This window comes from Kitasatospora sp. P5_F3, from assembly GCF_054049135.1.
The window spans coordinates 225,380-251,137 of record NZ_JBFUMY010000007.1 but is presented as its reverse complement, the minus strand read 5'-3'; the positions used below and the strand labels follow the sequence as shown (position 1 = coordinate 251,137).

The following is a 25,758-nucleotide window of genomic DNA, read 5'->3' as shown; positions in this document are numbered from 1 at the left end:
CACCTTTCGACTTACGAAAGAGGGCTTGACGACCAGTGCTTGACGTCAACTTCTTCGACGAGCTCCGCATCGGCCTCGCGACCGCCGACGACATCCGCCAGTGGTCCCACGGCGAGGTCAAGAAGCCGGAGACCATCAACTACCGCACCCTGAAGCCGGAAAAGGACGGGCTCTTCTGCGAGAAGATCTTCGGCCCCACCCGGGACTGGGAGTGCTACTGCGGCAAGTACAAGCGCGTCCGCTTCAAGGGCATCATCTGTGAGCGCTGTGGCGTCGAGGTCACTCGCGCCAAGGTGCGTCGTGAGCGGATGGGCCACATCGAGCTGGCCGCGCCGGTCACCCACATCTGGTACTTCAAGGGTGTCCCCAGCCGCCTCGGCTACCTGCTCGACCTGGCGCCGAAGGACCTCGAGAAGGTCATCTACTTCGCCGCCTACATGATCACCTGGGTGGACGACGAGCGTCGCCAGCGCGACCTCCCGTCGCTCGAGGCGCATGTCTCGGTCGAGCGTCAGCAGATCGAGAACCGCCGCGACTCCGACCTCGAGGCCCGGGCCAAGAAGGCCGAGACCGACCTGGCCGAGCTCGAGGCCGAGGGCGCCAAGGCCGACGTGCGCCGCAAGGTGCGCGAGGGTGCCGAGCGCGAGATGAAGCAGCTGCGCGACCGTGCGCAGCGCGAGCTGGACCGGCTGGACGAGGTCTGGGCGCGCTTCAAGAACCTCAAGGTCCAGGACCTCGAGGGCGACGAGCTGCTCTACCGCGAGCTGCGCGACCGCTTCGGCACGTACTTCTCCGGCTCGATGGGCGCCGCGGCGCTCAAGGACCGCCTGGAGACGTTCGACCTGGCCGAGGAGTCCGAGCGGCTGCGCGAGATCATCCGCAGCGGCAAGGGCCAGAAGAAGACCCGGGCGCTCAAGCGCCTCAAGGTCGTCTCCGCCTTCCTGCAGACCACCAACAAGCCCAACGGCATGGTGCTGGACTGCGTCCCGGTCATCCCGCCGGACCTTCGCCCGATGGTGCAGCTGGACGGTGGCCGCTTCGCGACCTCCGACCTGAACGACCTGTACCGCCGCGTGATCAACCGCAACAACCGCCTGAAGCGGCTTCTCGACCTCGGCGCGCCCGAGATCATCGTGAACAACGAGAAGCGGATGCTCCAGGAGGCGGTCGACGCCCTCTTCGACAACGGCCGTCGTGGTCGCCCGGTCACGGGCCCCGGCAACCGTCCGCTGAAGTCCCTCAGCGACATGCTGAAGGGCAAGCAGGGTCGTTTCCGTCAGAACCTGCTCGGCAAGCGAGTCGACTACTCGGCCCGTTCGGTCATCGTCGTCGGCCCGCAGCTCAAGCTGCACCAGTGCGGTCTGCCGAAGGCCATGGCGCTGGAGCTCTTCAAGCCGTTCGTGATGAAGCGCCTGGTGGACCTCAACCACGCGCAGAACATCAAGTCGGCGAAGCGCATGGTCGAGCGCGCCCGCCCCGTGGTGTGGGACGTCCTCGAAGAGGTCATCGCCGAGCACCCGGTGCTGCTGAACCGTGCACCCACCCTGCACCGCCTCGGCATCCAGGCCTTCGAGCCCCAGCTGGTCGAGGGCAAGGCCATCCAGATCCACCCGCTCGTCTGCACCGCGTTCAACGCGGACTTCGACGGTGACCAGATGGCCGTCCACCTGCCGCTCTCCGCGGAGGCGCAGGCCGAGGCCCGCATCCTGATGCTGTCCTCGAACAACATCCTGAAGCCGGCCGACGGTCGCCCCGTCACCATGCCGACCCAGGACATGGTGCTCGGTCTGTTCTTCCTGACCTCGGACCGGGAGAAGGTGAAGGGCGGTGGTCGCTCCTTCACCTCCGCCGCCGAGGCCGTGATGGCGTTCGACGCCAAGCAGATCGACGTCCAGGCCGTGGTCGACATCCGCCTGCCGATCGGCACCGTCCCGCCCCGTGGCTGGACCCCGCCGGTCGACGAGGACGGTCAGTCGACCTGGTTCGAGGGCGAGTCCTTCCGCCTGAAGACCACCCTGGGCCGCGCGCTCTTCAACGAGCTGCTGCCCGAGGACTACCCGTTCGTCGACTACGAGGTGGGCAAGAAGCAGCTCTCCGCGATCGTCAACGACCTGGCCGAGCGGTACCCCAAGGTCGTCGTGGCGGCGACCTTGGACAACCTGAAGGCGGCCGGTTTCCACTGGGCCACCCGCTCGGGTGTCACGGTGTCGATCTCCGACGTCGTGGTCCCGCCGAACAAGCCGCAGATCCTCGAGGGCTACGAGGCCCAGGCCGAGAAGGTGCAGCGTCAGTACGAGCGCGGCCTGATCACCAACGAGGAGCGCAAGAGCGAGCTCATCGGCATCTGGACCCGTGCGACCAACGAGGTCGCCGAGGCGATGAACGCCAACTTCGAGAAGACGAACCCCATCTTCATGATGGTGGACTCGGGCGCTCGAGGAAACATGATGCAGATGCGTCAGATCGCCGGTATGCGTGGTCTGGTGTCGAACGCGAAGAACGAGACCATCCCGCGGCCCATCAAGGCGTCGTTCCGTGAGGGTCTCACCGTGCTGGAGTACTTCATCTCCACCCACGGTGCCCGTAAGGGTCTGGCCGACACCGCGCTGCGTACCGCCGACTCCGGCTACCTGACTCGTCGTCTGGTCGACGTCTCCCAGGACGTCATCATCCGCGAGGAGGACTGCGGCACCGAGCGTGGCCTCAAGCTGGCCATCGGCGTGGTCGAGAACGGCGTCCTGCGCAAGACGGACGACGTCGAGACCAGCGTCTACGCCCGGATGCTGGCCGAGGACATCACGGTGGACGGCAAGCTTCTTGCCACCGCCAACACCGACCTCGGTGACGTCCTGATCGACGAGCTGATCCGCCACGGCATCAGCGAGGTCAAGACCCGCTCGATCCTCACCTGTGAGTCGGCAGTCGGCACCTGTGCCTTCTGCTACGGCCGTTCGCTGGCCACCGGCAAGCTGGTCGACATCGGTGAGGCGGTCGGCATCATCGCCGCCCAGTCCATCGGTGAGCCCGGTACCCAGCTGACGATGCGTACCTTCCACACCGGTGGTGTGGCCGGTGACGACATCACGCAGGGTCTGCCCCGTGTCGTCGAGCTCTTCGAGGCCCGTACCCCCAAGGGTGTGGCCCCGGTTGCCGAGGCTCAGGGCCGGGTCCGGATCGAGGACACCGAGAAGACCCGCAAGCTCGTCGTCACCCCCGACGACGGCACGGACGAGATCGCTTACCCGATCTCCAAGCGCATCAAGCTGCTGGTCTCCGAGGGCGAGGCGGTCGCGGTCGGCCAGAAGCTGACCGCCGGCACGATGAACCCGCACGACGTCCTGCGGATCATGGGTCAGCGCGCCGTCCAGATCCACCTGGTGGCCGAGGTCCAGAAGGTCTACAACTCGCAGGGTGTGTCGATCCACGACAAGCACATCGAGATCATCATCCGGCAGATGCTCCGCCGCGTGACGATCATCGAGTCGGGCGACGCCGAGCTGCTCCCGGGCGAGCTCGTCGAGCGCGGCCGCTTCGAGACCGAGAACCGTCGCGTGGTCTCCGAGGGCGGTCACCCCGCCTCCGGCCGTCCGCAGCTGATGGGTATCACCAAGGCCTCGCTGGCGACCGAGTCCTGGCTGTCGGCCGCCTCCTTCCAGGAGACGACCCGGGTGCTCACCGACGCGGCGATCCACGCCAAGTCGGACCCGCTGCTGGGCCTCAAGGAGAACGTCATCCTCGGCAAGCTCATCCCGGCCGGTACGGGTCTCCCCCGCTACCGCAACATCCGGGTCGAGCCCACCGAAGAGGCCAAGGCCGCGATGTACTCGGCCGTCGGCTACGACGACTACGACCTGTCGCCGTTCAGCGCCGGCTCCGGCCAGGCAGTCCCGCTGGACGACTACGACTACGGCCCCTACACCGGCTGAGTCACGGTCACCTGATCGCATGCAGGGCGGTCACCCCACACGGGGTGGCCGCCCTGCGGCGTTTCCTCCCCCGGGCGGGGGAGGGTGGAGGACCGCTCCGGGGAGGGATCCGCGGCGAGGGGGCGGGCGGAAGGATTCTCGGTGTCAGAAGGTGTGCAGCGAGGGGAGCTTGTCGTGAAGCGGGTGCTGGCCGGGCTTGGGGTTGCGGTGGCTGTGGTGGCGGGGGTCACCGGGTGTGCGGCGCAGGAGGAGCGGGAGGTCGGGTACGGGGTGACCGAGGCGGTGCGGGTGCTGGTGGTGGACGGGGGGACCGGGGATGTCGAGGTGGTCGGGGACGGGGCGGAGGTGCGGGTGACGGAGCGTCAGTCGTACCGAGGGTCGGCGCCGGAGGCTGAGCACCAGGTGGTGGACGGGACGCTGACGCTGTCGTACCGGTGCCCGGAGGACGGCTGCGGGGTGAGCTACCAGGTGCGGGTGCCGGCCGGGACGGTGGTGAAGGTCAGGTCGGGGACCGGGAACGTGCGGCTGACCGGGCTGACGGGTGAGGTGGAGGCCTCGGCCGGGACCGGCGGGATCACGGCGGAGCGGCTGGGCGGACAGAAGGTGCAGCTGACCGCGGGCACGGGCGACGTGAAGGCGGGCTTCGCGGTGGCGCCGGCCGACGTCCGGGTGAAGGCGGGCACGGGCAGTGTGCGGGTGACGGTGCCGAAGGGCGAGGAGTACGCGGTGGAGGCGGCCACCGGTACCGGCAGCGTGGACGTCCAGGTGCCGGTGCGGACCGTGTCGGAGCGGAAGATCGTGGCCCGGGCGGCGACCGGTGACGTCACGGTCAGTGGTGGCTGATCGGGGCACCGTGCGGCATGATCGACTTCACGGGGATGGGGTGGACGTGGAGCGGATGTCGCGGTGGCAGGCCCGGGCGGCGGGCCTGGGGGAGCGGGTGCAGGCGCGGTTCGCGGGGGTGAACCCGTACGTCGTGGACGTGCTGCTGGCGCTGGCAGCGCTGGCGGTCTCGCTCTGGACGGTGTGGCACGACGAACCGGACTGGTCCTGGTGGGTGTACGCGCTGGCGGTCGCCACCGCGCTACCGCTGCCCTGGCGACGCAAGGCGCCGTTCCGGGTGTTCTACCTGAGCGGGCTGGCCTCGGCGGCGACCGGGCTGTGGGCGCACTCGGCGATGCCGCAACTGCCGCTGGGCATGGTGGTGGCGATCTACACCGTGGCGGACCTCGGCCGGGAGTGGCAGCGCTGGGTGACGTTGACCTCGCTGATCGTCGGCAATGTGCTGGGCACCCACTCGGTGAACGGGATGCTGTTCAGCCTGCTCAGCTCGGTCGTCCCGTTCGTCTTCGGTTCGCTGGTACGGGAGTTGCGCAGGCTGGCCCGGGTCGAGGCCGACCGGGCGACCGAGGTCGGCCGTCGGGCGGCGTCCGACGCGGCGCGGGCGGTGGCGGAGGAACGGGCCAGGATCGCCCGGGAGATGCACGACATCCTGGCGCACGCCGTCTCGCTGATGGTGATTCAGGCGGAGGCCGGCCCGGTGGTGGTGCGCAGTGATCCGGACCGGGCGATCCGCACCTTCGACACCATCGCCGACTCCGGTCGCGACGCAATGGTCCAACTCAGGCGGGTACTCGGTGTGTTGAAGGAGCAGGGGGCTGGTCCCGAGCTGGCCCCGCAGCCGACCCTGGCCGAACTTCCGGCGGTGGTCGAGCGGGTGCGCGAGTCCGGGCTGCGGGTGGATCTGATGGTGCAGGAGATCGGCCCGGCCGATGTCCAGGCGGCTGCGTACCGGATCGTGCAGGAGGCGCTCACCAACACGGTGAAGCACTCCGGGGCGAACCGGGTCGCGGTGCGGGTGGCGAAGGTGCGGGAGGCGTTGGAGGTCGTGGTCGAGGACGACGGCCTGGGTGTGCCGGTCACGGTGGCGGGGGTCTGGTCGGGTGGCCGCGGTCTGGTCGGCATCCGGGAGCGGGCCGCCGCCTGTGGCGGCCGGGCGGCGGCCGGTCCCGGCCCGGACGGCCGGGGTTTCGTGGTCACGGCCAGTCTGCCATTGGGGAGTTGAGAGGGAAAGCATGACGATTCGGGTGGTGGTCGCGGACGACCAGGAGCTGGTCCGGGCCGGGTTCGGGATGATCCTGGACGCGCAGCCGGACATCGAGGTGGTGGCCGAGGCGGCGAACGGCGCCGAGGCGGTCGAGGCTGTCCGGGAACACGCCCCGGACGTCCTGCTGCTGGACGTCCGGATGCCCGTGATGGACGGCCTGGAGGCGGCCCGCCGGGTCTGCGCGGACCATCCGGACACCAAGGTGATCATGCTGACCACCTTCGATGTGGACGACTACGTCTACGACGCCCTGTACGCGGGCGCCAGCGGCTTCCTGCTCAAGGACGTCCGCCGGGACGATCTCGCCCACGGGGTACGGATGGTGGCCTCCGGGGAGGCGCTGCTGGCACCCTCGGTGACCCGGCGGCTGATCGCCGAGTTCGCCGCCCGCAAGGGCAGTGGCCCGCAGGCGGTGCGGGCGCCGTCCCGGCTGCTGGAGCAGCTCACCGGGCGGGAGGCGGAGACCCTGCGGCTGCTCGCCCGGGGCCACTCCAACGCCGAGATCGCGGCCGAGCTGGTGGTCAGCGAGCACACCGTGAAGACGCATGTCTCCAACGTGCTGGCCAAGCTCCGGCTCCGCGACCGGGTGCATGCGGTGGTGTTCGCGTACGAGTCCGGCGCGGTGGTCGCGGGCGAGGACTGAGCCCCTAGGGGTTCAGCCCTGAAAGGTCCCCTCCCCCGCATGGGGGAGGGGACCTTTTCGCCGGTGCGGGCGATCCGGGGCGAGGGGCGGCCGGAGCAGGATTCGGGTGTCGAACCGAGCTGCTCCGAAAGGGACTTGAGATGAAGAAGTACCAGCCCGCCCTGGCCGCCCCGCTGCTGATCGGCCTGTACGGCGCGATCCGGCTGCTGCCGGGCAGCAAGGAGCCCGAGGCGGGCTGGCTGCTCGGGCACGCCGCCCTGCTGGCCGGGCTGCTGCTGTTCGTGCCGGTGCTGCTGGAGCTGCGCCGCCGGGCGGCCTCCCGGCTGCTGGGCACGGTCGCGCTGGTGGTGGCGGGCACCGGTCTGGCGGCCTCGGTGGGGCAGACGCTGATCGACCTCTGGGTCGGTGCGGTGGCGGTGGACAAGGCGGACCAGCATCGGCTGTTCGGCGAGATCCAGGACGTGCCCGGGGTGCTGCCGGTCTTCTACACGGCGCTGCCGACGCTGTTCTACCTGGGCCTGCTGGTGCTGCTGGTCGCGGCGGTCCGGCAGATCCCGCTGTGGAGTCCGCTGCTGGTGCTGGTCGCCACCGTGCTGATGGCGATGGACCTGGACCTGATGACGCCGGGCGCGGTGCTCTTCGCGCTGGCGCTGCGCCCGCTGACCGTCCCGGCGGCTTCTCCGGCCCGGGCGGTGGTGCGCCGTCGGATCGTCAGCCCGCGCTGAGCAGGGCCGCCGCGAGGGCGGCGGCGCCGTCGGCCGGGGGCCGGTCCACCGGGGCAGGGGCCCGTTCGACGGTGACGGTCCCGCCGGGCGTCTCGGGTACGGGGGCGTAGCCCGCCTGCCGGAGCGCGGCCAGGGTGGTGTCGGCGTCGGCCGTGCCGGTCAGCACGGTGGGGGCGATCCGACGCAGGCCGAGGCCGAACAGTGCGCGGGCGTGGGCGAGTTCGAGCAGCAGGGCCTCGTCGTCCGACCGCAGCACGCAGCCGACCCGGGCCACGGTGACCCGGCCGTGGGTACGGGCGGTGTCCTTGACCAGGTACTCCAGCGGCTGGGGCAGGTCGCCTCTCGCGCGCAGCCGGTCGACCAGGTCGGCGGCGTCCAGTCCGGTGTCGAGGGCGCGGCGGACGGCGGCGGGGGTGAAGCGCCAGACGGTGGCATGGCCGTCCGACTCCCGGTCGGCGGTCAGGTCCAGCAGCCCGGCCAGTTCGGCGGTGGGCGGGCCGGTGACCACGGCGGTCAGGTCGGCCTGGAAGCGGGCGGTGTCGACCATCGGTGGCATCAACTCGACCAGTCCGTCCAGGAGTTGACGGTGCGGTGGGACGGCCGGGAAGCAGTGCGCGGCCCCGGTGTCGAGCAGCTCGCGGACGGCGTGCCCCACGGGGGTGGGCACGCCGTGCGCGAGCACTCCGAGCAGCTCGGCTTCGGCGAGGGTGGCGGTCACGGCGGCCGGGTCCGGAGCGGGGCCGAGCGGGCGGTGCCAGGCCGTTGCGGTGAGCAGGTCCGCCGGTGCCACCAGGCCGTGGCCGGGCGGGAGGTGGGCCAGTGCGTGCAGTAGGGCCTGGCGCAGCGGTACGGCGGTCGGATCGTTCGGAGTGGTGAGCACCGCCGGGGCGGTGCCGAACACCGCAGGGGTGACCGCCCAGGCGGCAAGCAGCGGCGCCAGGCGTTCGGCGGGGGTGGCGGCCACCCAGTCGTCGTACCGGGCGGTGGGCAGCAGCCGGAGCGGCGCGGGGGAGGGGGCGAGCAGCCCGGCGTTGGCGGCCAGGTCGAGCCAGAGCGCCGCGTGCGGCTCGGTGAGCCCGGCCGCCTTGGCGAGCTGCCGGACCTCCCGGACGGCGAGGCCGCCGGCCCGGCGGATGGCCGGGGGCTGGGCGGCAGCGGCCCGGAGCAGCAGCCCGACCCGGGCGGCGGCCTCCGTGACGGCGGCCCGGGCGGACCCGGCGGTGTGGGCGGGCAGCGCAGTGGCCGGCAGTGGCGGTGCTTCCGGCGTGAAGTCGAGGGAGCGGTACGGGGGTTGCTGGTGCAGCGCCGCCGGGAGGGTGAGCTGATCGCCGTGCGGGGGCAGCAGCAGGGCGCGTTCGGCCAGCCCGGCCAGCAGGGGAGCGGCCCGGTCGCCGAGCAGGTCCAGCAGCGCGGAGCGGGGGACCGGGCGGGATGCGGGGTCGAGCGTGGGCACGGCGGCACCGCTGAGCCGCCGTCCGGCGAACCCGGCGGGGGCCTTGGCGGCGGGCGCCGGGGCGGGCCCGTACCGACGCTCCGCCAGCACGGCCACCGCGGACAGCACCTGGAGCTCGGCCAGGTTCAGCGTGGTCAGCGCGAGCCGGACGGACGGGTTGCCGAGCAGGAAGGTCGCCAGCCGACCCGGCTCGGCCAGCCCCGGGACGCCCGCGTACGGCAGCTGCCGCCGCTCCAGCAGGACGGTCAGCTGCTCGGCGGTCCGGCTGGTCAGCCAACTGGTCAGGTCCTCGGTGCTGCTCACCGCCCCACGGTACGGGAAACCGGTGGCCGGTCCGGGGCGCGAGCCCGTAGCGTCGGCCGGTATGAACGCCAAGCGACCGCTGATCGCCGTCCTGACCGGAGCCGGGATCTCCACCGACTCGGGAATTCCCGACTACCGGGGGCCGAAGGGTCTGTGGCAGCGCGATCCGAGCGCGCAGGACATGGTGACCATCGGCCCGTACCTGGCCGACCCGGAGGTGCGGCGGCGGGCCTGGCTGATGCGCCGGGACGCCGGGGCCCTGGCGGCCGAGCCGAACGCGGCGCACCGCGCGCTGGTCGAGCTGGAGCAGGCCGGTTTTCCGCTCCGGGTGCTCACCCAGAACGTCGACGGGCTGCACCAGGCAGCGGGTCAGTCGCCCCGCAAGGTGCTCGAACTGCACGGCACCGCGCAGGAGGTGGTCTGCGAGACCTGCGAGGACCGGAGGTCGATGGCCGGGACGCTGGAGCGGGTCGCGGCCGGGGAGAGCGACCCGGAGTGCGTGCGCTGCGGTGGTGTGCTCCGGCCCGCCACCGTGATGTTCGGCGAGCAGCTGGACTGGCTGGTGATCGAGCAGGCCGACGCGATCGCCAGGAACTGCGACCACTTCATCGCGGTCGGCACCAGCCTCCAGGTGCACCCGGCCGCCGGGCTGGTCGACACCGCCGTCCAGCACGGCGCCAGACTGACCGTCATGAACGCCGAGCCGACCCCGTACGACCCGCTCGCCCAGGAGCTGATCCGCGAGCCGATCGGCACCGCGCTCCCCGCCCTGGTGGCCCGGCTGCTGGCCGGTTGACCGGCTGCGTACGATGGCGCTCCCGACGAGCTGGGAGTGGACGATGACCGAGTACGACCCGTGGTCGCCGGAGTTCGTGGCGCATCCGTACGGAGCCTACGAGCGGCTGCGGAAGGAGGCGCCGGTCAGTTTTCACGAGCCGACCGGGCAGTGGCTGGTGGCCCGCTACAGCGACGTCAGCGCGCTGCTGAGGGACCGTCGGCTGGGGCGCACGTACACCCACCGGTTCAGCCACCAGGAGTTCGGCCGGCCGGAGCCCGATCCGGCGTACGAGCCGTTCAACACCCTCAACGAGCAGGGGCTGCTCGACCTGGAGGGGGCGGACCACGGGCGGATCAGGCGGCTGGTGTCGAAGGCGTTCACGCCCCGGACGGTCGAGGAGCTGCGGCCCACGGTGGCCCGGCTGGCCGGGGAGCTGGTGGACGGGCTGGTCCGGGACGGCGGCGGTGACCTGATCAAGGCCGTGGCCGAGCCGCTGCCGGTCGCGGTGATCGCCGAACTGCTCGGGGTGCCGGAGGCGGACCGGGGTCTGCTGCGCCCCTGGTCGGCCGACATCACCGCGATGTTCGAGCTCAACCCGGCGCCCGAGGTGGCCCGGCGGGCGGTGGCGGCCAGTGTCGAGTTCTCCGACTACCTGCGGGAGCTGATCCGGCAGCGGCGGGCCGAGCCCGGCACCGACCTGATCAGCGGGCTGGTCCGGGCGGCGGACGGCGACGACGCGCTGACCGAGCAGGAGATGGTCTCCACCTGCGTACTGCTGCTCAACGCGGGCCACGAGGCGACCGTGAACACCACCGGCAACGGCTGGTGGTCGCTGTTCCGGAACGAAGGCGAACTCGCCCGGCTGCGCGGCTCGGTGGACGAGCTGCTGCCCACCGCCGTCGAGGAGTTGATGCGTTACGACACCCCGCTGCAGATGTTCGAGCGCTGGGTGCTGGACGACATCGAGGTCGGCGGGGTGACCGTGCCGCGCGGGGCAGAGGTGGCGCTGCTGTTCGGCTCGGCCAACCGCGACCCGGAGCGGTTCACCGACCCCGACCGGCTGGACGTCGGCCGGGTCGACAACCCGCACATCACCTTCGGCGCCGGAATTCACTTCTGTCTGGGCGCCCCGCTGGCCAGACTGGAGCTCATCGAGTCGTACGGGGCCCTGCTGCGGCGGGCGCCCGGGTTGCGGCTGGTCCGCGAGCCGAACTGGCAGCCCGGGTACGTGATCCGGGGGCTGACGGAGCTGGTGGTCGAGGTCTGAGGAGACGGTCATGAAGCGCGCGACGGGCACCCTGCTGGGCCTGGCGATCGGCGATGCGATGGGCAAGCCGACCGAGTTCCAGGAGTACGACGAGCTGCTCCAGTGGGGTGCGCAGTGGCGTGAACTCCCGCTGCCCAAGCCCGCGTCGGTGACCGACGACACCCAGATGACGCTGGCGCTGGCCCGGGGCCTGCGGACCGCCCAGGAGCGCGGCCCGCTGGGGCCGTTGCGGCTGGCCCGGCCGGTCCGGGAGGAGTTCGTGCACTGGTACTTCGACCCGAACAACAACCGGGCGCCGGGCATGACCTGTCTGAAGGCGTGCCTGCGGCTGAGCAAGCCTGAGCGCCGCTGGCAGGAGGCCAGCGACATCGGTTCCAAGGGCTGCGGCGCCAACATGCGGGTGGCCCCGGTCGGCCTGCTGCCGGGGCTCACCGACCGGGCCAGGTCCGGCGCGGCGCAGCTCCAGTCGGCGCTGACCCACGGTCACCCGACCGCGCTCGCGGCCAGTGACCTCACCGCGTACACGGTGCGGCTGCTGGTGGACGGCGTCGAGCCGACCGAACTGCCCGCCCGGCTGCGGGAGTACGCGCTGGCGACCAAGGCCAGGGGATACGACGAGTACTGGCTCGGTGACCTGGCCGCGCACGCGCAGGACCCGTCGCCGAGGACGTTCAGCGACCGGGGCTGGGACGACTGCCTGCTCGAACTCGACCGGCTGGACGCTGCGTTGGCCCGGCCGGAGCCGGAGGGCGACCCGTGCACGGTGACCGGTGAGGGCTGGGTGGCGGAGGAGGCGTTCGGCACCGCGCTGCTCTGCTTCCTGCTGTTCCCGGACGACCCGGTGGCGGCGGTCCGGCGCGGTGCGTTCTCCTCGGGTGACTCGGACTCGATCGCCTGCCTGGCCGGTGCCTTCGCGGGTGCCCGGCACGGTGCGGCGGCCTGGCCGGCCGACTGGGTGCAGCGGATCGAGTACCGCGACGAGCTGCTGGAGCTGGGCGCGCTCTGGGACTGAACGAGCGGTCACCCGGGGCCCGCCGGCCCCGGGTGACCGTGGGTCAGACGGTGTCCTTGAAGGTGGTCCCGGCCGAGCGCAGGGCCGCCACGTTGGCGTTCACCTGGGCCGGGCTGAGCACCTGGTCCTTCAGGAAGTAGACGTAGTCGACCTGCTCGTCGTACGAGCGCGGGGTGCTGCTGGTCTGGCCGTTGAGGTCGATCAGCCAGTGGTTGAAGTCGATCCACTGCGGGGTCTCGGGCAGGTACGGCTCGCCGTGACTGGCGAACTGCACACCGTCGATCCAGTAGGTGATGGCGGAGTTGTCGACGGTCAGCACCAGGTCGTGCCAGCCGTCATAGGAGCTGCGCTGCTCGCCGTGGGCGTTCACCGCGTTCCACGGGTCGGGGTTGTACGTCTCCCAGGACGTGCTGTACATGATGTTGCCGGTCTCGCCCCAGCCGCCGTTCGGCAGGTACTCGAAGTCCTGCTCGCTGTAGTCCGGGTCCATCGGCGCGTTGAGCGGGGTGAAGGTGAAGAAGGTCTGGTTGACGTGGTCGCCGTCCGGGCCGCCGGTCGGGGTGTCGTCGAACTTCACCCGGGCCGCGTAGGTGCCGTTCTTGAACTTCCGCGCGGCGGTCTGGATCTCGGTCTCCCTGGTGCCCGCCGCGGTGCCGTCGGTGGTCAGCCGCATGTTCATGATGCTGTTGCCGCCGGAGGCGGCGAAGGTGATGTCCCCGGGCGACCAGGTCGCACCGGGCACCCCCGGGCCGCCCTGCCCGGACTTCACCGTCCAGCCGTGCTGCTGGAGCGAACTGTCCGAGCTGGACGAGTAGTTGAAGTCGTCGAACAGCACCGGAGCGTTCGGGTTCGGCGGCGTGCTGGTGCTGGTGCTGGGTGACGGCGAGGGACTGGGGGTGTTGCCCGTCGGCGCGGTGCCGAAGACCACCGCGCCGGACCGCTGCACGGTCACCTTGTCCCAGGTGACGTACGAGGTCTGGCCGCCGCCGAACGAGTAGTCGTCGGACTGGGTGATGGTCTGCCAGTCCGAACGGTAGAACCGCAGCTGCATGTCACCGGTGGACTGTCCCGGCGCGAGCGACCCGGCCCCGGCGGTGAAGCCGACCTCCAGGTAGCGGTCGGCCGTGGCGGTCGGGTTGGCCAGGGTGCCGAAGGTGCCGGTGATGTTGGCGCAGCCCTTCACCGCCCAGGAGCAGGCGAAGCGGTAACTCACCGACGGGCCGTCGGACTTGAAGTAGTAGCGGAGCGTCAGCTGACTGAGTGGCACGGTGCCGGTGCCGGTGTTGGTGAGCTGGAACCACGGCTCGACCTGGTCGGCGGTGGCCCCGCTCGCACTGGTCCGGTACTGGGCGGTGACCGCCTCCCCGGCCGCCGAGGCGGTCGGGGTGAGCAGGACGGAGCCGGCCAGCCCGGCGGCCGCGCAGACGGCCAGGGCCGCCCGCAGCCGGGAGTTCTTACGCAGTCGTACGGACATCGGAGTCCTTTCCTCGTGGGGGAGTTGCTGCGTGTACGGGCGCACTGTGGGGGTGCGCCCGGTGTCTCACCTCCGGGCCCGGACGCCGAACGCCGAGAGGCGCCGCTCGTGCCGGGGCAGGGCCGGGAGGAAGTCGGTGGTCCAGTCCGAGGCCGGGTTCCAGGCCCGGTCGGCCAGCGCGGCCAGCCGGGGGAAGGCCAGGTGGTCGAAAGCGTCCCGGGTGGTGATGAACTCGCTCCAGAACTGCGCCTGGGTGCCGAGCACCCGGCCCCGCTCGGCAGCCGTCCAGTGCGCCGGGGTCGGCTCGTTGGCGTGCACGGTGGCCAGGTCGACCACCGCGCCCGCCTGGCCGAGCGGCTCGTCCGGGTGGTCGCGCTGGGGGTAGTCCAGGTAGGTGGAGCGGTGCGGGGCCATCACCACGTCGTGCCCTCGGCGGGCCGCCGCCAGGCCGTGGTCGGCGTCCCGCCAGGGCATCACGGTGAACTCGGCCGGCAGCGCGGAGGTGCTGTCCTCGGCCCAGCAGACCGGGCTGCGCCCCTGCTCCAGCAGGAACCCGCCGACCTGGCCGAGGAACCAGCTGTGCAGCTCCTTCGGTGCGGCCAGCCCGAGTTCGGCGGCCCGGGCCACGGCGGCCGGGCTGCGCTCCCACTCGGTGCTCGGGCACTCGTCGCCGCCGAGGTGCACATAGCGAGACGGGAAGAGGTCGGTCAGCTCGCCGAGCACGGTGCGGCAGAACTCCAGCACCTGGTCGTGCACGCCGAGCACGTTCTCGCAGACGCCCCAGTCGGTCCACACATCCAGCTGCCGGTCCGGCCGATTGCCCAGCGACGGGTAGGCCGCCAGCGCGGCCCGGGTGTGGCTGGGCATCCCGATCTCCGGCAGCACGGTCACCCCGCGCACGGCGGCGTACCGGACCAGCTCCGCCAACTCGCCCTTGGTGTACGAGCCTTGGTGCGGCCGGTCGTCGTACTCGGTGGACCCGGCCTGCCCGACCATGGACCGGGCCCGGTGGGAGCCGACCTCGATCAGCCGGGGGTAGGCATCGACCGGGAACCGCCAGCCCTGGTCGTCGGTCAGGTGCAGGTGCAGCACGTTCAGTTTGTGCAGCGCCAGCAGGTCGACCGTCCGGAGCAGGAAGGGCAACGGCTGGAAGTGCCGGGCCACGTCCAGCAGCGCGCCGCGCCAGGCGTGCCGGGGGGCGTCGGTGATCTCGACGCAGGGCAGCCGCCAGACCGTCCCGGGGACGGGGTGCGGGGACAGCGCCTCGGGCGGCAGCAGCTGACGCAGCGTCTGGACCCCGTGCCGCAGCCCGGCGGGTCCTGCGGCGGTCAGCCGGACGCCCTCGGGGGTGATGCTCAGGCGGTAGCCCTCGCCCGGGCCGTCGCCGGTGAGGCCGAGCCGCAGAGCGCCGTCGGGGCTGAGCGGCAGCGGCAGCCCGGTGGCCGGGCCGAGCAGGGTGCGGAGCAGCGCGGCGGCCGGTCCGGCGCCGCCCGGGGCGTGCACGGCGGTGTCCCGGTCGAGGACGAACTCCCCTGCGCTGCGGGTGAGTTCGACGGGAGTTGGCAGGATCACGGGTGGTCCTCTGCTGATGGGGCGATCAGCCCTTGACGGCACCGGCGGTCATCCCGGTGGTGACCTTGTTCTGCAGGACCAGGAAGACCAGCAGCACGGGCAGCATGAAGAGCGAGGCGGCGGCCATGGTGGCGCCCCAGTCGGTGCCGAAGACGTTGCCGAAGGAGGACAGCCAGACCGGCAGGGTCCGGGCGTCCTGGTTCTTGATGATCAGCGTGTTGGCGAAGGCGAACTCGTTCCACGCCGTGATGAAGCCGAACAGCGAGGTGGCGAGCAGCCCCGGGGCCAGCAGCGGCAGGGTGACCCGGCGGAACGCGGCCGGCCGGGTGCAGCCGTCCACCTGCGCGGCCTCCTCCAACTCGGCGGGCACGGTGGCCAGGAAGCCGCGCAGGGTGACGATGGTGAAGGGCAGTGTGGTCATGAAGTAGACCAGGGTGAGCATGGTCAGGCTGTCCAGCAGACCGGTGTCCCGGGCGATCACGTACATCGGGATCAGCAGTGCCTCCCAAGGTGCCATCTGCGCGGTGAACACCAGCAGGACGAAGGCTCGCCGCCCGCGCCAGCGCAGCCGGCCGACCGCGAACACGGCGGGCAGCGCGACCAGCAGGGCGAGCAGCACGGCGCCGACGGTGACCAGCAGGCTGTTGCGCCAGAACCCGGCGAACCCGGCCGAGCCGACGGCGGTGCGGAAGTGCTCCAGGGTCGGGTGCAGCGGGAGGAAGGTCGGGGTCTCGGCCTGGATCTCGACGGCCGGCTTGAAGGCGGTCAGCACCATCCAGTAGACCGGGAAGACCGCGACCGCCAGGACGGCCAGCGCCGCCAGGTTGAGCGGTAGTCGGCGCAGGGTTCTCATGACTGCTCCTCGCGTTCCTGACGGAACATCCGGCGGAGGTTGACCAGCAGGGCACCGAACAGGATCAGCACGGTGAGGGTGGAGGCGGCCGAGCCCACGTCGTACTTGTGCAGCGACTGGGCGACCTGGAAGGCGTACACCGGCAGTGTGGTGGTGGCGCCGCTCGGGCCGCCCTGGCTGACCACCCAGATCTGCGCGAAGCACTTGAAGGTCCAGATCACCTCCAGCGAGGTGACCAGCGCGAACAGCGGCCGCAGCAGCGGGAAGGTGACCAGCCGGAAGGTCTGCCACCGCCCGGCGCCGTCCAGCCGGGCCGACTCGTACAACTCGGCGGGGACGGTGGTCAGTCCGCCGTACAGGGTGAGCGCGGCGAACGGGACCGACTGCCAGACCACCAGTGCCACCAGGACGGCGAAGGTCGGGCCGCCGTGCGCGAACCAGGCGTACTCGCGGAAGCCGTGCAGCCCCAACTGGTCAAGCAGCCAGTTGACCACTCCGTACCTGGACTGGAACAGCCACTGGAAGACCGTGGTGGCCGCGATCACCGGCGTCGCCCAGGTGAGCACCAGGGCACTCAGCACCGCCAGCCGCAGCCACCGGCCGAGCCGGACCAGCAGCAGGGCGACCAGGGTGCCGATCACCGTGATCAGGGCGGTGTTCAGCGCGGTCCAGGCGAGCGTGCGGCGGACCACGGTCCAGAACTCCGGGTCGCCGAGCAGCTCGCTGTAGTTCCGGAGCCCGACGAACTCCGGGTTGCCCCGGATGAGTTGGGCCAGCCGGAAGTGCTGGACGGACATCAGCAGATTGCGCAGCACCGGGTAGAGCAGCAGGTAGGCCGCGCCCAGCAGGGTCGGGGTGACCAGCAGGTAGGGCAGGAGGGCGCCGAGCCGGGCGCGGGCGGCGGTCATCCGGCGCTGTTCAGGGCCTTGGTGATCGCTGCGGAGGCGGCCCGCCCGGCGGCGGGGTCGGCCCCGGTGAGCACCTGGGTGAGGAACTGCTTGACCGGGTTGTTGGCCTCCACGGCCGCCCAGTTGGGGGAGTTGGGGGTGGCGTGGCCGTTCGCCGCGCCCGCCGCCATCGCCGCCGCGCCCTCGTTGCCGCTCAGCACCCCGGCCAGCGAGGTGCGGTTGGGGACGTAGCTCATCTCCTTGGCGATCTCGCGCTGCCACTTCTCGCCCGCCAGCTCCCTGACCACCTGGTACGCGGCGTCGGCGTGTCTGGACGCCTCGGGGACCACCAGGTCGGAGCCGCCGGTGAAGACGGCGCCGGGCTTGGCGGCGGTCTTGCCGGGGATCGGGAAGAAACCCAGCTTGTCCTTGAGCGCAGGGTTGGCCTTGAGGATCGCGGCGGCGCCGCCGGGGGAGGAGATCAGCTGGGCGGTCCTCCCCTTGGCGAACACCTCGGCCTGCAGCGGCCTGGCCTCGTCGGAGTCCTTCGGGCCGTGGCCGAGCGCCTGGAGCTGCTGGTAGAACGCGGTCGCGGCGGCTGCCTGCGGGGTGTCCAGGGCGCCCTGCCACCTGCCGTCCGAGCCCTTGACGGCGAGGTCGCCGCCCTCGTCCCAGAGGAAGCCGGCCAGCACGAACCAGTTCTGTCCCGGCAGGTAGATCCCTTCGGTTTCACCGGAGTTGAGCTTCGCGGTGGCGGCGGTCCAGTCGTCCCGGGTCTTCGGCAGGGCGGTGATCCCGGCCTGGGCGAACAGGTCCTTGCGGTAGATCACCACCCGGTTCGCCGCGTACCAGGGGATGCCGTACTGCTTGCCGTCCACCTTGCCCGGCTCGGCCAGGCCGGGCAGCCAGTCGGCGCCGTTCAGTTCGGCGGTCTTCGCGGAGAGGTCGCGGACGCCGCCGCCGGCCGCGTACTGGGCGACCTGGGTGTTGCCGACCTCGATCACGTCGGGGGCGTCGTTGCTGGCCAGGGCGCTGGTGATCTTCTGGCCGATGCCGTCCCACTCCTGGATCTGGATCTTCAGGGTGGTGCCGGGGTGGGTGGCCTCGAAGTCGGCCTCGAACCGCTGGAGCAGGCCGTCGGTCAGGCTGTCGCGCATGATCCAGACGGTCAGCTCGGCCGGTCCTGCGGTGTCGGAGGAGCCGGTGGAGGAGCAGCCGGCCGCCGAGAGCAGGGTGACGGCGGCCAGGGAGAGGGGGAGCAGACGGGAACGCACGGGGGTTGCCACCTCGGTGTTGGGGTTTACCAGTTGGGCCAGTGGTAAGAGAAGGTGGCATAGACCAGTTGGGGCGTCAATACCCCTGTACAGAAAGGGATCTGGCGATATTGGTAGGGCGGCATGGCGGCAAGATCGAGGACCGGCTAGGCTCAAGTGGTCAGATCCGGTGAACTGGTCAAGGAGTGGCAGCATGGCGGAGGCGGTGGGCCCGGCGTACAAGCGCACCCGGGTACGCGACTACCTGCGGGACCTGGTGGAGGCCCGCTCGGCCGGTGACCCGATCCCCTCCGAACGCACCCTCTGCGAGCAGCTCGGCGTCTCCCGGCCCACCTTGCGGTCGGCGGTGGACGAGCTGGTGAGCACCGGGCTGATCGTCCGCGAGCACGGCCGGGGCATGTTCGTCGCCCCCGCGAAGATCACCCAGGAGCTGACCGCCGCTCCCGAGGAGCACGGCTTCACCCTGCCCCGGGCCGGCGGCTCCTGGGCCGGGCGGGTGCTCGAGTTCTCGGTGGTCCGGGCCGGCGCCCGGGTCGGCCGCAAGCTCCGCCTCTCCCCGACGGCCGAGGTCGCCTACATCGCCCGGCTGCGCCTGGTCGACGGCGAACCGATGGCGATCGAATACCTGCACGTACCGGCCGAGTTGGTGCCGGGACTGCAGCCCGCCGACATGGAGAGCGGCGACTTCTACGAACTGCTCCGCGAGCGCCACGGCGTCCGGGTGCGCCAGGCCGTCCAGTCGATCGAACCCACCGTGGTCAGCGAGAAGGAGGCCCACCTGCTCGGCGTCCCGGCCTTCTCGCCTGCCCTGCACTTCGAACGCCTCACCACCGACCACGACGGCCGCCCGGTCGAGTACGTCCACTCGCTCTACCGAGGCGACCGCTACCGCATCCTGTCCCGCATCACCCTCGGCGAGACCGCCCCGCCCCCGCCCCCCGGCGCCGACCGCCACCACCCCGGCATCCCGCCCGGCGACCTGACCACCCCGCGCAGCAGCCACACCCTGACCACGGGGGACGTGCAGCCGACGCTCTAGGCGGTGATCGTTTTTCCGTCGTACGCGGCGAAGCCCCGCTCGATCAGCTCGCGCAGGGCCGTCTCGTCAACGGCGTCCAGCCGCTTGACGTACAGACAGCCCTTGCCGGTGGTGTGCGGGCCGAGCCGGGCCAGCAAGTCCTGGTGCGGCTCGAAGCCCTGGGCGACGTACAGCGTCAACGCCTGCTTGCGCGGCGAGAAGCCGACCGGCGGCCAGTCGCCGCTGCGCCCGCTCGCGCCCCGGTAGTGGTACCTACCGAAGCCGACGATCGAGCCGCCCCACATCACCGGCGGCGCCCCGGTCACCTCCGCCATCAGCGCGCAGAGCGCCTCGGCGTCGGCCCGCCGCCGTTCGTCCGGCACGGCGGCCAGAAAGGCGGCGGGGTCGGCGGCGGTCGGCTTGGTCTTCGGCTCGGCCATACCCGTCAGGCTAGTCCGGCCCGCTCCAGCAGCGCGTCGGCCATCCGGACGATCAACTCCCGCCCCTCGACCACCGCCAGCCAGTCGGCGGGCAGCGCTGCCGCGCCGTACAGCGCGCCGGCCAGGTTGCCGCAGACCGCCCCGGTGGAGTCGCTGTCACCCGAGTGGTTGACCGAGAGCAGCAGCGCCGAGCGGGCGTCGGGGGCGGCCAGCACGCAGTACACCGCGATGGCCAGGCACTCCTCGGCGATCCAGCCCAGCCCGACCCGCTCCACCGCCTCCGCCGACGGCGGGCCCTCGGCGGCGATCCGGACCGCCCGGTCCAGCGCCTCGACGGTCTCCCCGGCGTTCGGGTGGCCCGCCAGCAGCTCGACGGTCGCCGCCAACGCCTCGGTCAGCGGCAGACCGGCCAGCACCAGGTCGACCAGCGCCGCGAACGCGCCCGCCGCCAGTTGCCCGGTCGGGTGACCGTGGGTCAGCTGCGCGCACTGCGCGGCCAGTTCGAAGGAAGCCCCGGGCCCCAGCCCGAGCAGGCCGAACGGCGCCGAGCGCATCACCGTGCCGCACCCCTTGGAGTGACCGTTCACCGGCCCGACCTCCCCGGTCGCCACCGGCGGTACGAACGCCGGGTGGTCGGCCAGCCCGCTCAGACAGGCGTTCCCCGGCGCCCGGCGGGCGTACAGGAAGGCCTGGGTGAGCAGCGGCGAGGCAGGCGCCGGGCCGGGGCCCTCCCGACGCTGGGTCAGCAACCAGTGCTGGTACGAGCGGTGCAGGTCCGTCCCGGCGGTGGGTTGCACCGCCTAGGGGCTCGGGGCTCTGCTGACGTGCGGCTCCGCCGCCGGGGCGACGGTTCGTGGCCGGCGAGGCAAATGCGAAAGTGCCTGACCGCCTACGTACAGATCACCTTGTAAGGGTTGGCGTCGCCGTTCCCCGAGCCCCTGGCGGCAGATGGTTGAGCACCTGTCAGGCCTACCGCTCGATGGCCCCCGTGCCGTGGTGGAGGGCGGCCCGGTCGGCGGCGGCGCGGCCCTCGTGCCAGCCGTGGGCGTTGCTGATCCGGACCCGCTGGGTGGTGAGCTTGGGGAACATCTCGCCGACGGCGTGGTCGACCGCCTGCTCGCGGGCAGCCAGCGCGGGCAGCAGGCGCTCGTCGGGGGTGAGCTGCTCGCTGCTGCCGTCCGGGTTGAGGTGGCGGCCGGCCGCGGCCTCGCGGGTGGTCTCCTCGGTGGCGGTGGCCAGCCGCTCGCGGATCCGGGTGGCGTACGCGATCAGGAAGGACTGCCGGAACGACTTGGTCCTGGCCGCGCCCTCCTTGTGGTGCCGGCTGCCGGCCCGGTGCATGGTGGCGTTCGCCTGCACCAGCAGCGAGGTGTAGAGCAGCTCGACCGCGTCCAGGTCGGAGTCGAAGCCGATGATGGTGCAGAAGCCGAACTCCTTGGCCCAGACCGTCCGGCAGCGGTTCGCGGAGGCCACCGCGTCGAGCAGCATCGCCTTCGGGCTCTCGTACGGGTTGTCCACCCCGATCCGCAGCGCGCCCGGGGTGTCCCGGGAGGGCTGACCGGCCGTCAGCAGGGCCTCGTCGATGGAGTGCTGGGCGACCAGCTGCTGGGCCTTGGCGGTGAGCGCCTCGGCCTCCTCGGGGAACTCGGTGGACTCGGCCTTGGCGAGCAGCGCCCGGATCCGGGACAGCATCCGGGGCTCGCCCGGCATCGGCCCGTTCGGCCGGTACACGGTGGCCCGACCGGGGGTGGGGCCGACCGGGGTGACCGGCGGGAGCTGCGCCCAGAGCCGGTTCAGCTCCAGCACGGCGGTGGCGAGAGCGAACCGGTCCAGCCGGTGCCGGGTCGCGAAGTCGGCGAGGTACGCCTCGTCGCCGGACCACCAGATCTCGACCGCCAGCTCGCGCAGCTGTTCGTGCCAGCGCCGGTCCAGGGTGGCCGCCGGGTGGCTGCGGTTCTCGGCGGCGATCAGGTCGACCGCCAGCGGCTGGTGCACCGCGCCGAGCTCGCGCCGGACCAGCCGGACCAGGTCGGCGGGCCGCCAGCCGATCGCCCAGGCCCGGGTGACGGTGCGCTCGACCTGGGCGATCAACGCCCGGCTGACCTCGGGCCAGTCGGCGGCCGCGAGCATCGAGGCCGCGGTGTCGAGCGCCAGGTCGAGGGTGTCGGGGGAGGCGGCGACGACCTGGGTGGCGGCCTGGGTGACCAGGGCTTCGGCGGCGGACGGCTGGGCCACAGGGGATCGCCTCAAGAAGTTGGGGGTTGAACTGGCAATGATGCCCGAGCCCGGGACACTCCGGGCTCGGGCATCGGGTTCAGCGCTCGATCGCGGTCGCCAGGATCTCCGGCAGCCGGTCCAGCAGCCGCCCGGCGGCGAGCCGGGTGCCGCCCAGCGCCAGCAGCACCCCGTAGCCGAGGCCGATCGGCAGCAGCGCCCAGCCCGGCAGGACGAGCAGCAGCAGCGCGACCGGCGCAGTGACGATCAACACTCCGATCATCGAGCCGAAGGCGTTGAGCACCACTAGCCCGCTCTGGCCCGGCGCGGCGTTCCGCATCGGGTTGGAGTCGGCCGGCATCGCGTACGGCGCCAGCACGCTGAGCAGTGCGCCGAGGCCGATCCCGGCGCCGAGCGCGGCGTAGGTCAGGCCCAGCGCGGGGGCCAGCTCGGCCCACTGCCCGGTGGCGGCGGCTAGCACCAGGCCGAGCAGGGTGCCGGCCGGGACGGCGTACGAGAGCACCGCGTAGGCCCGGCCGCGCAGCTCGTCCCGGGCGTCGGCCGGGGTGGCCAGCGTGCTGGAGACCATCCAGAACGCCGAGCCGTCCATGCCGAACAGGTTGACCATCTGCAGGCCGAGCATCAGACCGGCCATCGCCACCACGTACACCGTGCCCCAGCCCTGGACCACCGAGAGCACGCAGAACACCAGGGTCATCCCGAAGCCGGTGAAGACCGCCGCCTTGGCCCGGGGCTCGCGCCAGGCGTACCGGAGGTGACGCTGCATCACCGCGCCGACCCGGCTGTCCGGGAAGAAGGACCGGGAGGAGGACCGGCCGACCGACTTGGCGGTGATCAGGGTCGACGCGTCGGCGGTCACCATCAGGTCCTGCAGGCTCCGCCGCCACCAGCGCAGCAGCAGCACCAGCAGCGCGCCGGTGGAGGCCAGCTGGAGCAGTGCCAGCGGGACGGAGTCCCCGGCGGTACGGGCCGAGTCCAGGGCGCTGACCGGCGGGATCCAGCGCAGCACCGAAGCGAACGGCTTCAGCGGCGAGAGGTCGAGGCCGTCCTCCCCGGACCGGCCCAGGATGCTCTGCGAGGCCAGGTTGCCGACCTGGATCAGGACCGCGAACAGCAGACCGCCGAAGATCGCGAAGTCCTTGCCCCGGCGGCTGGAGAGCAGCTGGGCGTTCCCGGCCGCGACCGACCGGGAGAGGGTGACCAGGCAGGCAAGCGTCAGCGGCACCCCGAGCACGGCGAACGGGACCGACACCGCCCCCGCGGCGGCGGCGATCACGGCGCCGGTCAGCAGCACCAGCGCGATCACCGGTCCTGGACCGATCAGCGCGGCCAGCAGGGTGCCGCGCAGCAGCGGGCCCGGCCGCAGCGGCAGCATGGTGAGCCGGGTCGGGTCGGAGCTCTCGTCGCTGCTGAACAGGAAGAGCGGCAGCGCGGCCCAGCCGATCACCAGTGAAGTGGTGAGCATCACAGCCGCGTCGGCGGCGCCGACGTGTCCGTTCAGGAAGGCGAAGGCGGTCGCGACCGCGGCGGTGAAGAGCACGCCGAGCACCGAACCGACCAGGTACAGAGCCCGGCGGCCGGGGCTGCGGCGCAGTCCGTTGGCGAGCAGTCGGAGTTTGAGCGAGACCAGGGTCCGGACCACCACGCGATCCGCAGCGACGTTCATCGGGCCTCGCCCAGCCAGTCCAGGCTCTGCTCGTCCTGCTCGCGGACCCCGATCAGGTCCAGGAAGGCGGTGTGCAGCGAGCGCTCGCCCCGGACGGTGTCCAGCGGGCCCTGGGCGATCACCTGGCCCGCGTTTATCACCGCGACCCAGTCGCAGAGCTGCTCGACCAGCTCCATCACATGGCTGGAGAAGACCACGGTGGAGCCGCTGGCGGCGTACCGCTTGAGCACGCCCCGGATGGTCTGCGCGGAGACCGGGTCGACGCCCTCGAACGGCTCGTCCAGGAACAGCACGTCCGGGTTGTGCAGCAGCGCGGCGGCCAGACCGATCTTCTTCCGCATCCCGGTGGAGTAGTCGGCGACCAGCTTGTCCGCAGCGGCGGACAGGTCGAGGACGGTCAGCAGCTCCTCGGCCCGGCGGTCCACCTCGGCACCGGGCAGACCGCGCAGCCGGCCGTTGTACTGGAGCAGTTCGCGCCCGCTCAGCCGCTCGAACATCCGCAGGCCCTCGGGCAGGATGCCGATCCGCGCCTTCACCCCGACCGGGTCGGTCCAGACGTCGGCGCCGTGCACCAGCACGGTGCCCTGGTCCGGCCTGAGCAGGCCGGTGACCATCGAGAGGGTGGTGGTCTTGCCCGCCCCGTTGGGGCCGACCAGGCCGATGAAGGAGCCGGCGGGCAGGTCCAGGGTGAGCCCTGCGACCGCGGCGTGGTCGCCGAAGCGCTTCCACAGGTTGTGGATGCTGACGGCAGGTGTCATGTGGGTACTCCTGTTGGTACGGATGGGCGGCCAGCTTTCCAGAGGTGGGCCCGGCAGCGGCACCCTGCGAACGACTGGTGTGTCTGCTCCGATCGGGTGAAGGTGCAACTGTGCGGGTGTGTCGTTCGTCATGCACCATGAGAGTCCGTCAGGAGGTGGGTCGGGATGAGCATGCAGTCATGGGGACCGCAGCAGCCGCAGCCGTACGGCGCCGGTCAGGCCGCCATGCGCGCCGGGCACACCGACCGCGAGCGCGCGGTGGACGTGATCAAGGCTGCGTACGCCGAGGGACGCCTGTCGGCGAACGAGTACAGCGCCCGGTTCGACGGGGTGCAGCAGGCCAAGACGTACGGTCAGCTCGCCTACCTGGTCTCGGACTTGCCGGTCGGCCCGGTGGCGCTGCCGATGATGGGTCCGATGGCCGGGCCGCCGATGATGATGCAGCCGGTGTACACGCCCCGGCCGAGGAACAACCCGCTGGCCGTCGCCTCGCTGGTGCTGGGCCTGCTCTGCCTGCCGAGCTTCGGGATGTTCGGCATCCCCGCAGTGGTGACCGGCCACCTCGCCAAGAGCCAGCTGCGCGGCAGTGGCGAGGAGGGCGACGGGATGGCCACCGCCGGGCTGGTGCTCGGCTGGCTGTCGGTCGGTGGCTGGGCACTGTTGGTCCTGCTCGGGTTGCTCGGCAGCATCGCCTGAGGTATGCCGGATGAAACCGCTCATCGGGGGCCGAGCTGCGGCGTTGCATTTGTTTTGACCGGCGCCGATGCGCTAGGTACGCTCTGATCTGTGCCTGGGGTGTCCCCGGGTCCTTGTGCGTGCCAGCAGACCGGCCGCCGTACCGGAGTGTTCACCACTCCGTGAGCGCCGCCGCTGCACATCGGCTCATGGATTCCGCCCTCGAAAGAGGCTCAACACACCCGACCGCGTGGGTCGGAGTGTTGGGGTCACCGCAGGTTAGTTTTACGCAGCCTTGGCACACAGAAAACGGAGAAACGGTGCCTACGATCCAGCAGCTGGTCCGAAAGGGCCGGCAGGACAAGGTCGAGAAGAACAAGACGCCCGCGCTGAAGGGTTCCCCTCAGCGCCGCGGTGTTTGCACGCGTGTGTACACCACCACCCCGAAGAAGCCGAACTCCGCGCTTCGCAAGGTGGCCCGTGTGCGCCTCACCAGCGGGATCGAGGTCACCGCCTACATTCCGGGTGAGGGCCACAACCTGCAGGAGCACTCCATCGTGCTGGTGCGCGGTGGCCGTGTGAAGGACCTTCCTGGTGTCCGCTACAAGATCATCCGCGGCTCGCTCGACACCCAGGGTGTCAAGAACCGCAAGCAGGCTCGTAGCCGCTACGGCGCCAAGAAGGAGAAGTAA

The 25,758-nt window shown here is 71.6% G+C and carries 22 protein-coding genes; 11 read left to right on the top strand and 11 right to left on the bottom strand.

Features of this window, described 5'->3' with window-relative positions; genetic code table 11:
* Window positions 1–35: 35 nt before the first annotated feature.
* The 5 genes from ACXJMZ_RS06125 to ACXJMZ_RS06105 all read left to right on the top strand — a co-directional run bounded on the left by ACXJMZ_RS06125 (window position 36) and on the right by ACXJMZ_RS06105 (window position 7,401).
* Window positions 36–3,926 (top strand): DNA-directed RNA polymerase subunit beta', encoded by a 3,891-nt coding sequence (locus tag ACXJMZ_RS06125; RefSeq protein ID WP_457028926.1) that lies wholly within the window; start codon window positions 36–38, stop codon window positions 3,924–3,926.
* A gap of 174 nt (window positions 3,927–4,100) precedes the next feature.
* Window positions 4,101–4,769, top strand: a complete 669-nt coding sequence (locus ACXJMZ_RS06120; RefSeq protein WP_457028925.1) for a DUF4097 family beta strand repeat-containing protein — start codon at window positions 4,101–4,103, stop codon at window positions 4,767–4,769.
* Window positions 4,770–4,824: 55 nt separating this feature from the next.
* Complete coding sequence (locus tag ACXJMZ_RS06115) at window positions 4,825–5,991, top strand: sensor histidine kinase (RefSeq protein ID WP_457028924.1); 1,167 nt, start codon at window positions 4,825–4,827, stop codon at window positions 5,989–5,991.
* 10 nt (window positions 5,992–6,001) lie between these two features.
* Window positions 6,002–6,676 carry a response regulator gene (locus ACXJMZ_RS06110; RefSeq protein WP_457028923.1) on the top strand — a complete coding sequence of 225 codons (675 nt, stop codon included), beginning with the start codon at window positions 6,002–6,004 and terminating at the stop codon, window positions 6,674–6,676.
* A gap of 140 nt (window positions 6,677–6,816) precedes the next feature.
* Entirely contained in the window at window positions 6,817–7,401 is a 585-nt protein-coding gene (locus tag ACXJMZ_RS06105) for a hypothetical protein (RefSeq protein ID WP_457028922.1), read from the top strand.
* Here the strand turns inward: ACXJMZ_RS06105 and ACXJMZ_RS06100 are convergent.
* Entirely contained in the window at window positions 7,388–9,157 is a 1,770-nt protein-coding gene (locus ACXJMZ_RS06100) for a helicase-associated domain-containing protein (protein WP_457028921.1), read from the bottom strand. The genes ACXJMZ_RS06105 and ACXJMZ_RS06100 overlap by 14 nt on opposite strands.
* Before the next feature lie 61 nt (window positions 9,158–9,218).
* Here ACXJMZ_RS06100 and ACXJMZ_RS06095 point away from each other — a divergent pair, with 61 nt between their 5' ends.
* The 3 genes from ACXJMZ_RS06095 to ACXJMZ_RS06085 are packed head-to-tail and all read left to right on the top strand — an operon-like array spanning window position 9,219 to window position 12,214.
* The gene (locus tag ACXJMZ_RS06095; protein ID WP_457028920.1) at window positions 9,219–9,953 is read left to right on the top strand and encodes an SIR2 family NAD-dependent protein deacylase; all 735 of its coding nucleotides are present in this window, start codon (window positions 9,219–9,221) and stop codon (window positions 9,951–9,953) included.
* 43 nt (window positions 9,954–9,996) lie between these two features.
* A complete protein-coding gene (locus tag ACXJMZ_RS06090; RefSeq protein WP_457028919.1) occupies window positions 9,997–11,202 on the top strand; it encodes a cytochrome P450 in 1,206 nt (401 codons plus the stop codon).
* 10 nt (window positions 11,203–11,212) lie between these two features.
* A complete protein-coding gene (locus tag ACXJMZ_RS06085) occupies window positions 11,213–12,214 on the top strand; it encodes an ADP-ribosylglycohydrolase family protein (RefSeq protein ID WP_457028918.1) in 1,002 nt (333 codons plus the stop codon).
* Between the two features lie 43 nt (window positions 12,215–12,257).
* On the opposite strand, the gene ACXJMZ_RS06080 is transcribed toward ACXJMZ_RS06085, so the two are convergent.
* The 5 genes from ACXJMZ_RS06080 to ACXJMZ_RS06060 form a co-directional block, all read right to left on the bottom strand.
* Window positions 12,258–13,688 (bottom strand): cellulose binding domain-containing protein, encoded by a 1,431-nt coding sequence (locus ACXJMZ_RS06080; RefSeq protein WP_457028917.1) that lies wholly within the window; start codon window positions 13,686–13,688, stop codon window positions 12,258–12,260.
* A gap of 66 nt (window positions 13,689–13,754) precedes the next feature.
* Window positions 13,755–15,260: a beta-N-acetylhexosaminidase gene (locus ACXJMZ_RS06075; protein ID WP_457028916.1), complete on the bottom strand. Its 1,506-nt coding sequence runs from the start codon at window positions 15,258–15,260 to the stop codon at window positions 13,755–13,757.
* A 25-nt stretch (window positions 15,261–15,285) separates the two neighbouring features.
* Entirely contained in the window at window positions 15,286–16,113 is an 828-nt protein-coding gene (locus tag ACXJMZ_RS06070) for a carbohydrate ABC transporter permease (RefSeq protein WP_457028915.1), read from the bottom strand.
* Window positions 16,110–17,021 (bottom strand): carbohydrate ABC transporter permease, encoded by a 912-nt coding sequence (locus tag ACXJMZ_RS06065; RefSeq protein ID WP_457028914.1) that lies wholly within the window; start codon window positions 17,019–17,021, stop codon window positions 16,110–16,112. The genes ACXJMZ_RS06070 and ACXJMZ_RS06065 overlap by 4 nt, the downstream gene beginning before the upstream one ends.
* Window positions 17,018–18,274: an extracellular solute-binding protein gene (locus ACXJMZ_RS06060; RefSeq protein ID WP_457028913.1), complete on the bottom strand. Its 1,257-nt coding sequence runs from the start codon at window positions 18,272–18,274 to the stop codon at window positions 17,018–17,020. The genes ACXJMZ_RS06065 and ACXJMZ_RS06060 overlap by 4 nt, the downstream gene beginning before the upstream one ends.
* A 193-nt stretch (window positions 18,275–18,467) precedes the next feature.
* Here ACXJMZ_RS06060 and ACXJMZ_RS06055 point away from each other — a divergent pair, with 193 nt between their 5' ends.
* Window positions 18,468–19,313: a GntR family transcriptional regulator gene (locus ACXJMZ_RS06055; RefSeq protein ID WP_457028912.1), complete on the top strand. Its 846-nt coding sequence runs from the start codon at window positions 18,468–18,470 to the stop codon at window positions 19,311–19,313.
* On the opposite strand, the gene ACXJMZ_RS06050 is transcribed toward ACXJMZ_RS06055, so the two are convergent.
* The 5 genes from ACXJMZ_RS06050 to ACXJMZ_RS06030 all read right to left on the bottom strand — a co-directional run bounded on the left by ACXJMZ_RS06050 (window position 19,310) and on the right by ACXJMZ_RS06030 (window position 24,391).
* Window positions 19,310–19,732, bottom strand: a complete 423-nt coding sequence (locus ACXJMZ_RS06050) for a DUF1801 domain-containing protein (RefSeq protein WP_457028911.1) — start codon at window positions 19,730–19,732, stop codon at window positions 19,310–19,312. The two genes, ACXJMZ_RS06055 and ACXJMZ_RS06050, sit on opposite strands and share 4 nt — an antisense overlap.
* Before the next feature lie 5 nt (window positions 19,733–19,737).
* Window positions 19,738–20,529: an ADP-ribosylglycohydrolase family protein gene (locus ACXJMZ_RS06045; RefSeq protein WP_457028910.1), complete on the bottom strand. Its 792-nt coding sequence runs from the start codon at window positions 20,527–20,529 to the stop codon at window positions 19,738–19,740.
* Between the two features lie 172 nt (window positions 20,530–20,701).
* Window positions 20,702–21,967, bottom strand: a complete 1,266-nt coding sequence (locus ACXJMZ_RS06040) for a DUF2786 domain-containing protein (protein ID WP_457028909.1) — start codon at window positions 21,965–21,967, stop codon at window positions 20,702–20,704.
* Between the two features lie 79 nt (window positions 21,968–22,046).
* Window positions 22,047–23,633, bottom strand: a complete 1,587-nt coding sequence (locus ACXJMZ_RS06035; protein WP_457028908.1) for a transporter — start codon at window positions 23,631–23,633, stop codon at window positions 22,047–22,049.
* Complete coding sequence (locus ACXJMZ_RS06030) at window positions 23,630–24,391, bottom strand: ABC transporter ATP-binding protein (protein WP_057231379.1); 762 nt, start codon at window positions 24,389–24,391, stop codon at window positions 23,630–23,632. The genes ACXJMZ_RS06035 and ACXJMZ_RS06030 overlap by 4 nt, the downstream gene beginning before the upstream one ends.
* Window positions 24,392–24,556: 165 nt before the next feature.
* On the opposite strand from ACXJMZ_RS06030, the gene ACXJMZ_RS06025 reads away from it, so the two are divergent.
* The gene (locus tag ACXJMZ_RS06025) at window positions 24,557–25,087 is read left to right on the top strand and encodes a DUF1707 and DUF4190 domain-containing protein (RefSeq protein ID WP_457028907.1); all 531 of its coding nucleotides are present in this window, start codon (window positions 24,557–24,559) and stop codon (window positions 25,085–25,087) included.
* Between the two features lie 299 nt (window positions 25,088–25,386).
* The gene (gene rpsL / locus ACXJMZ_RS06020) at window positions 25,387–25,758 is read left to right on the top strand and encodes a 30S ribosomal protein S12 (RefSeq protein ID WP_014144289.1); all 372 of its coding nucleotides are present in this window, start codon (window positions 25,387–25,389) and stop codon (window positions 25,756–25,758) included.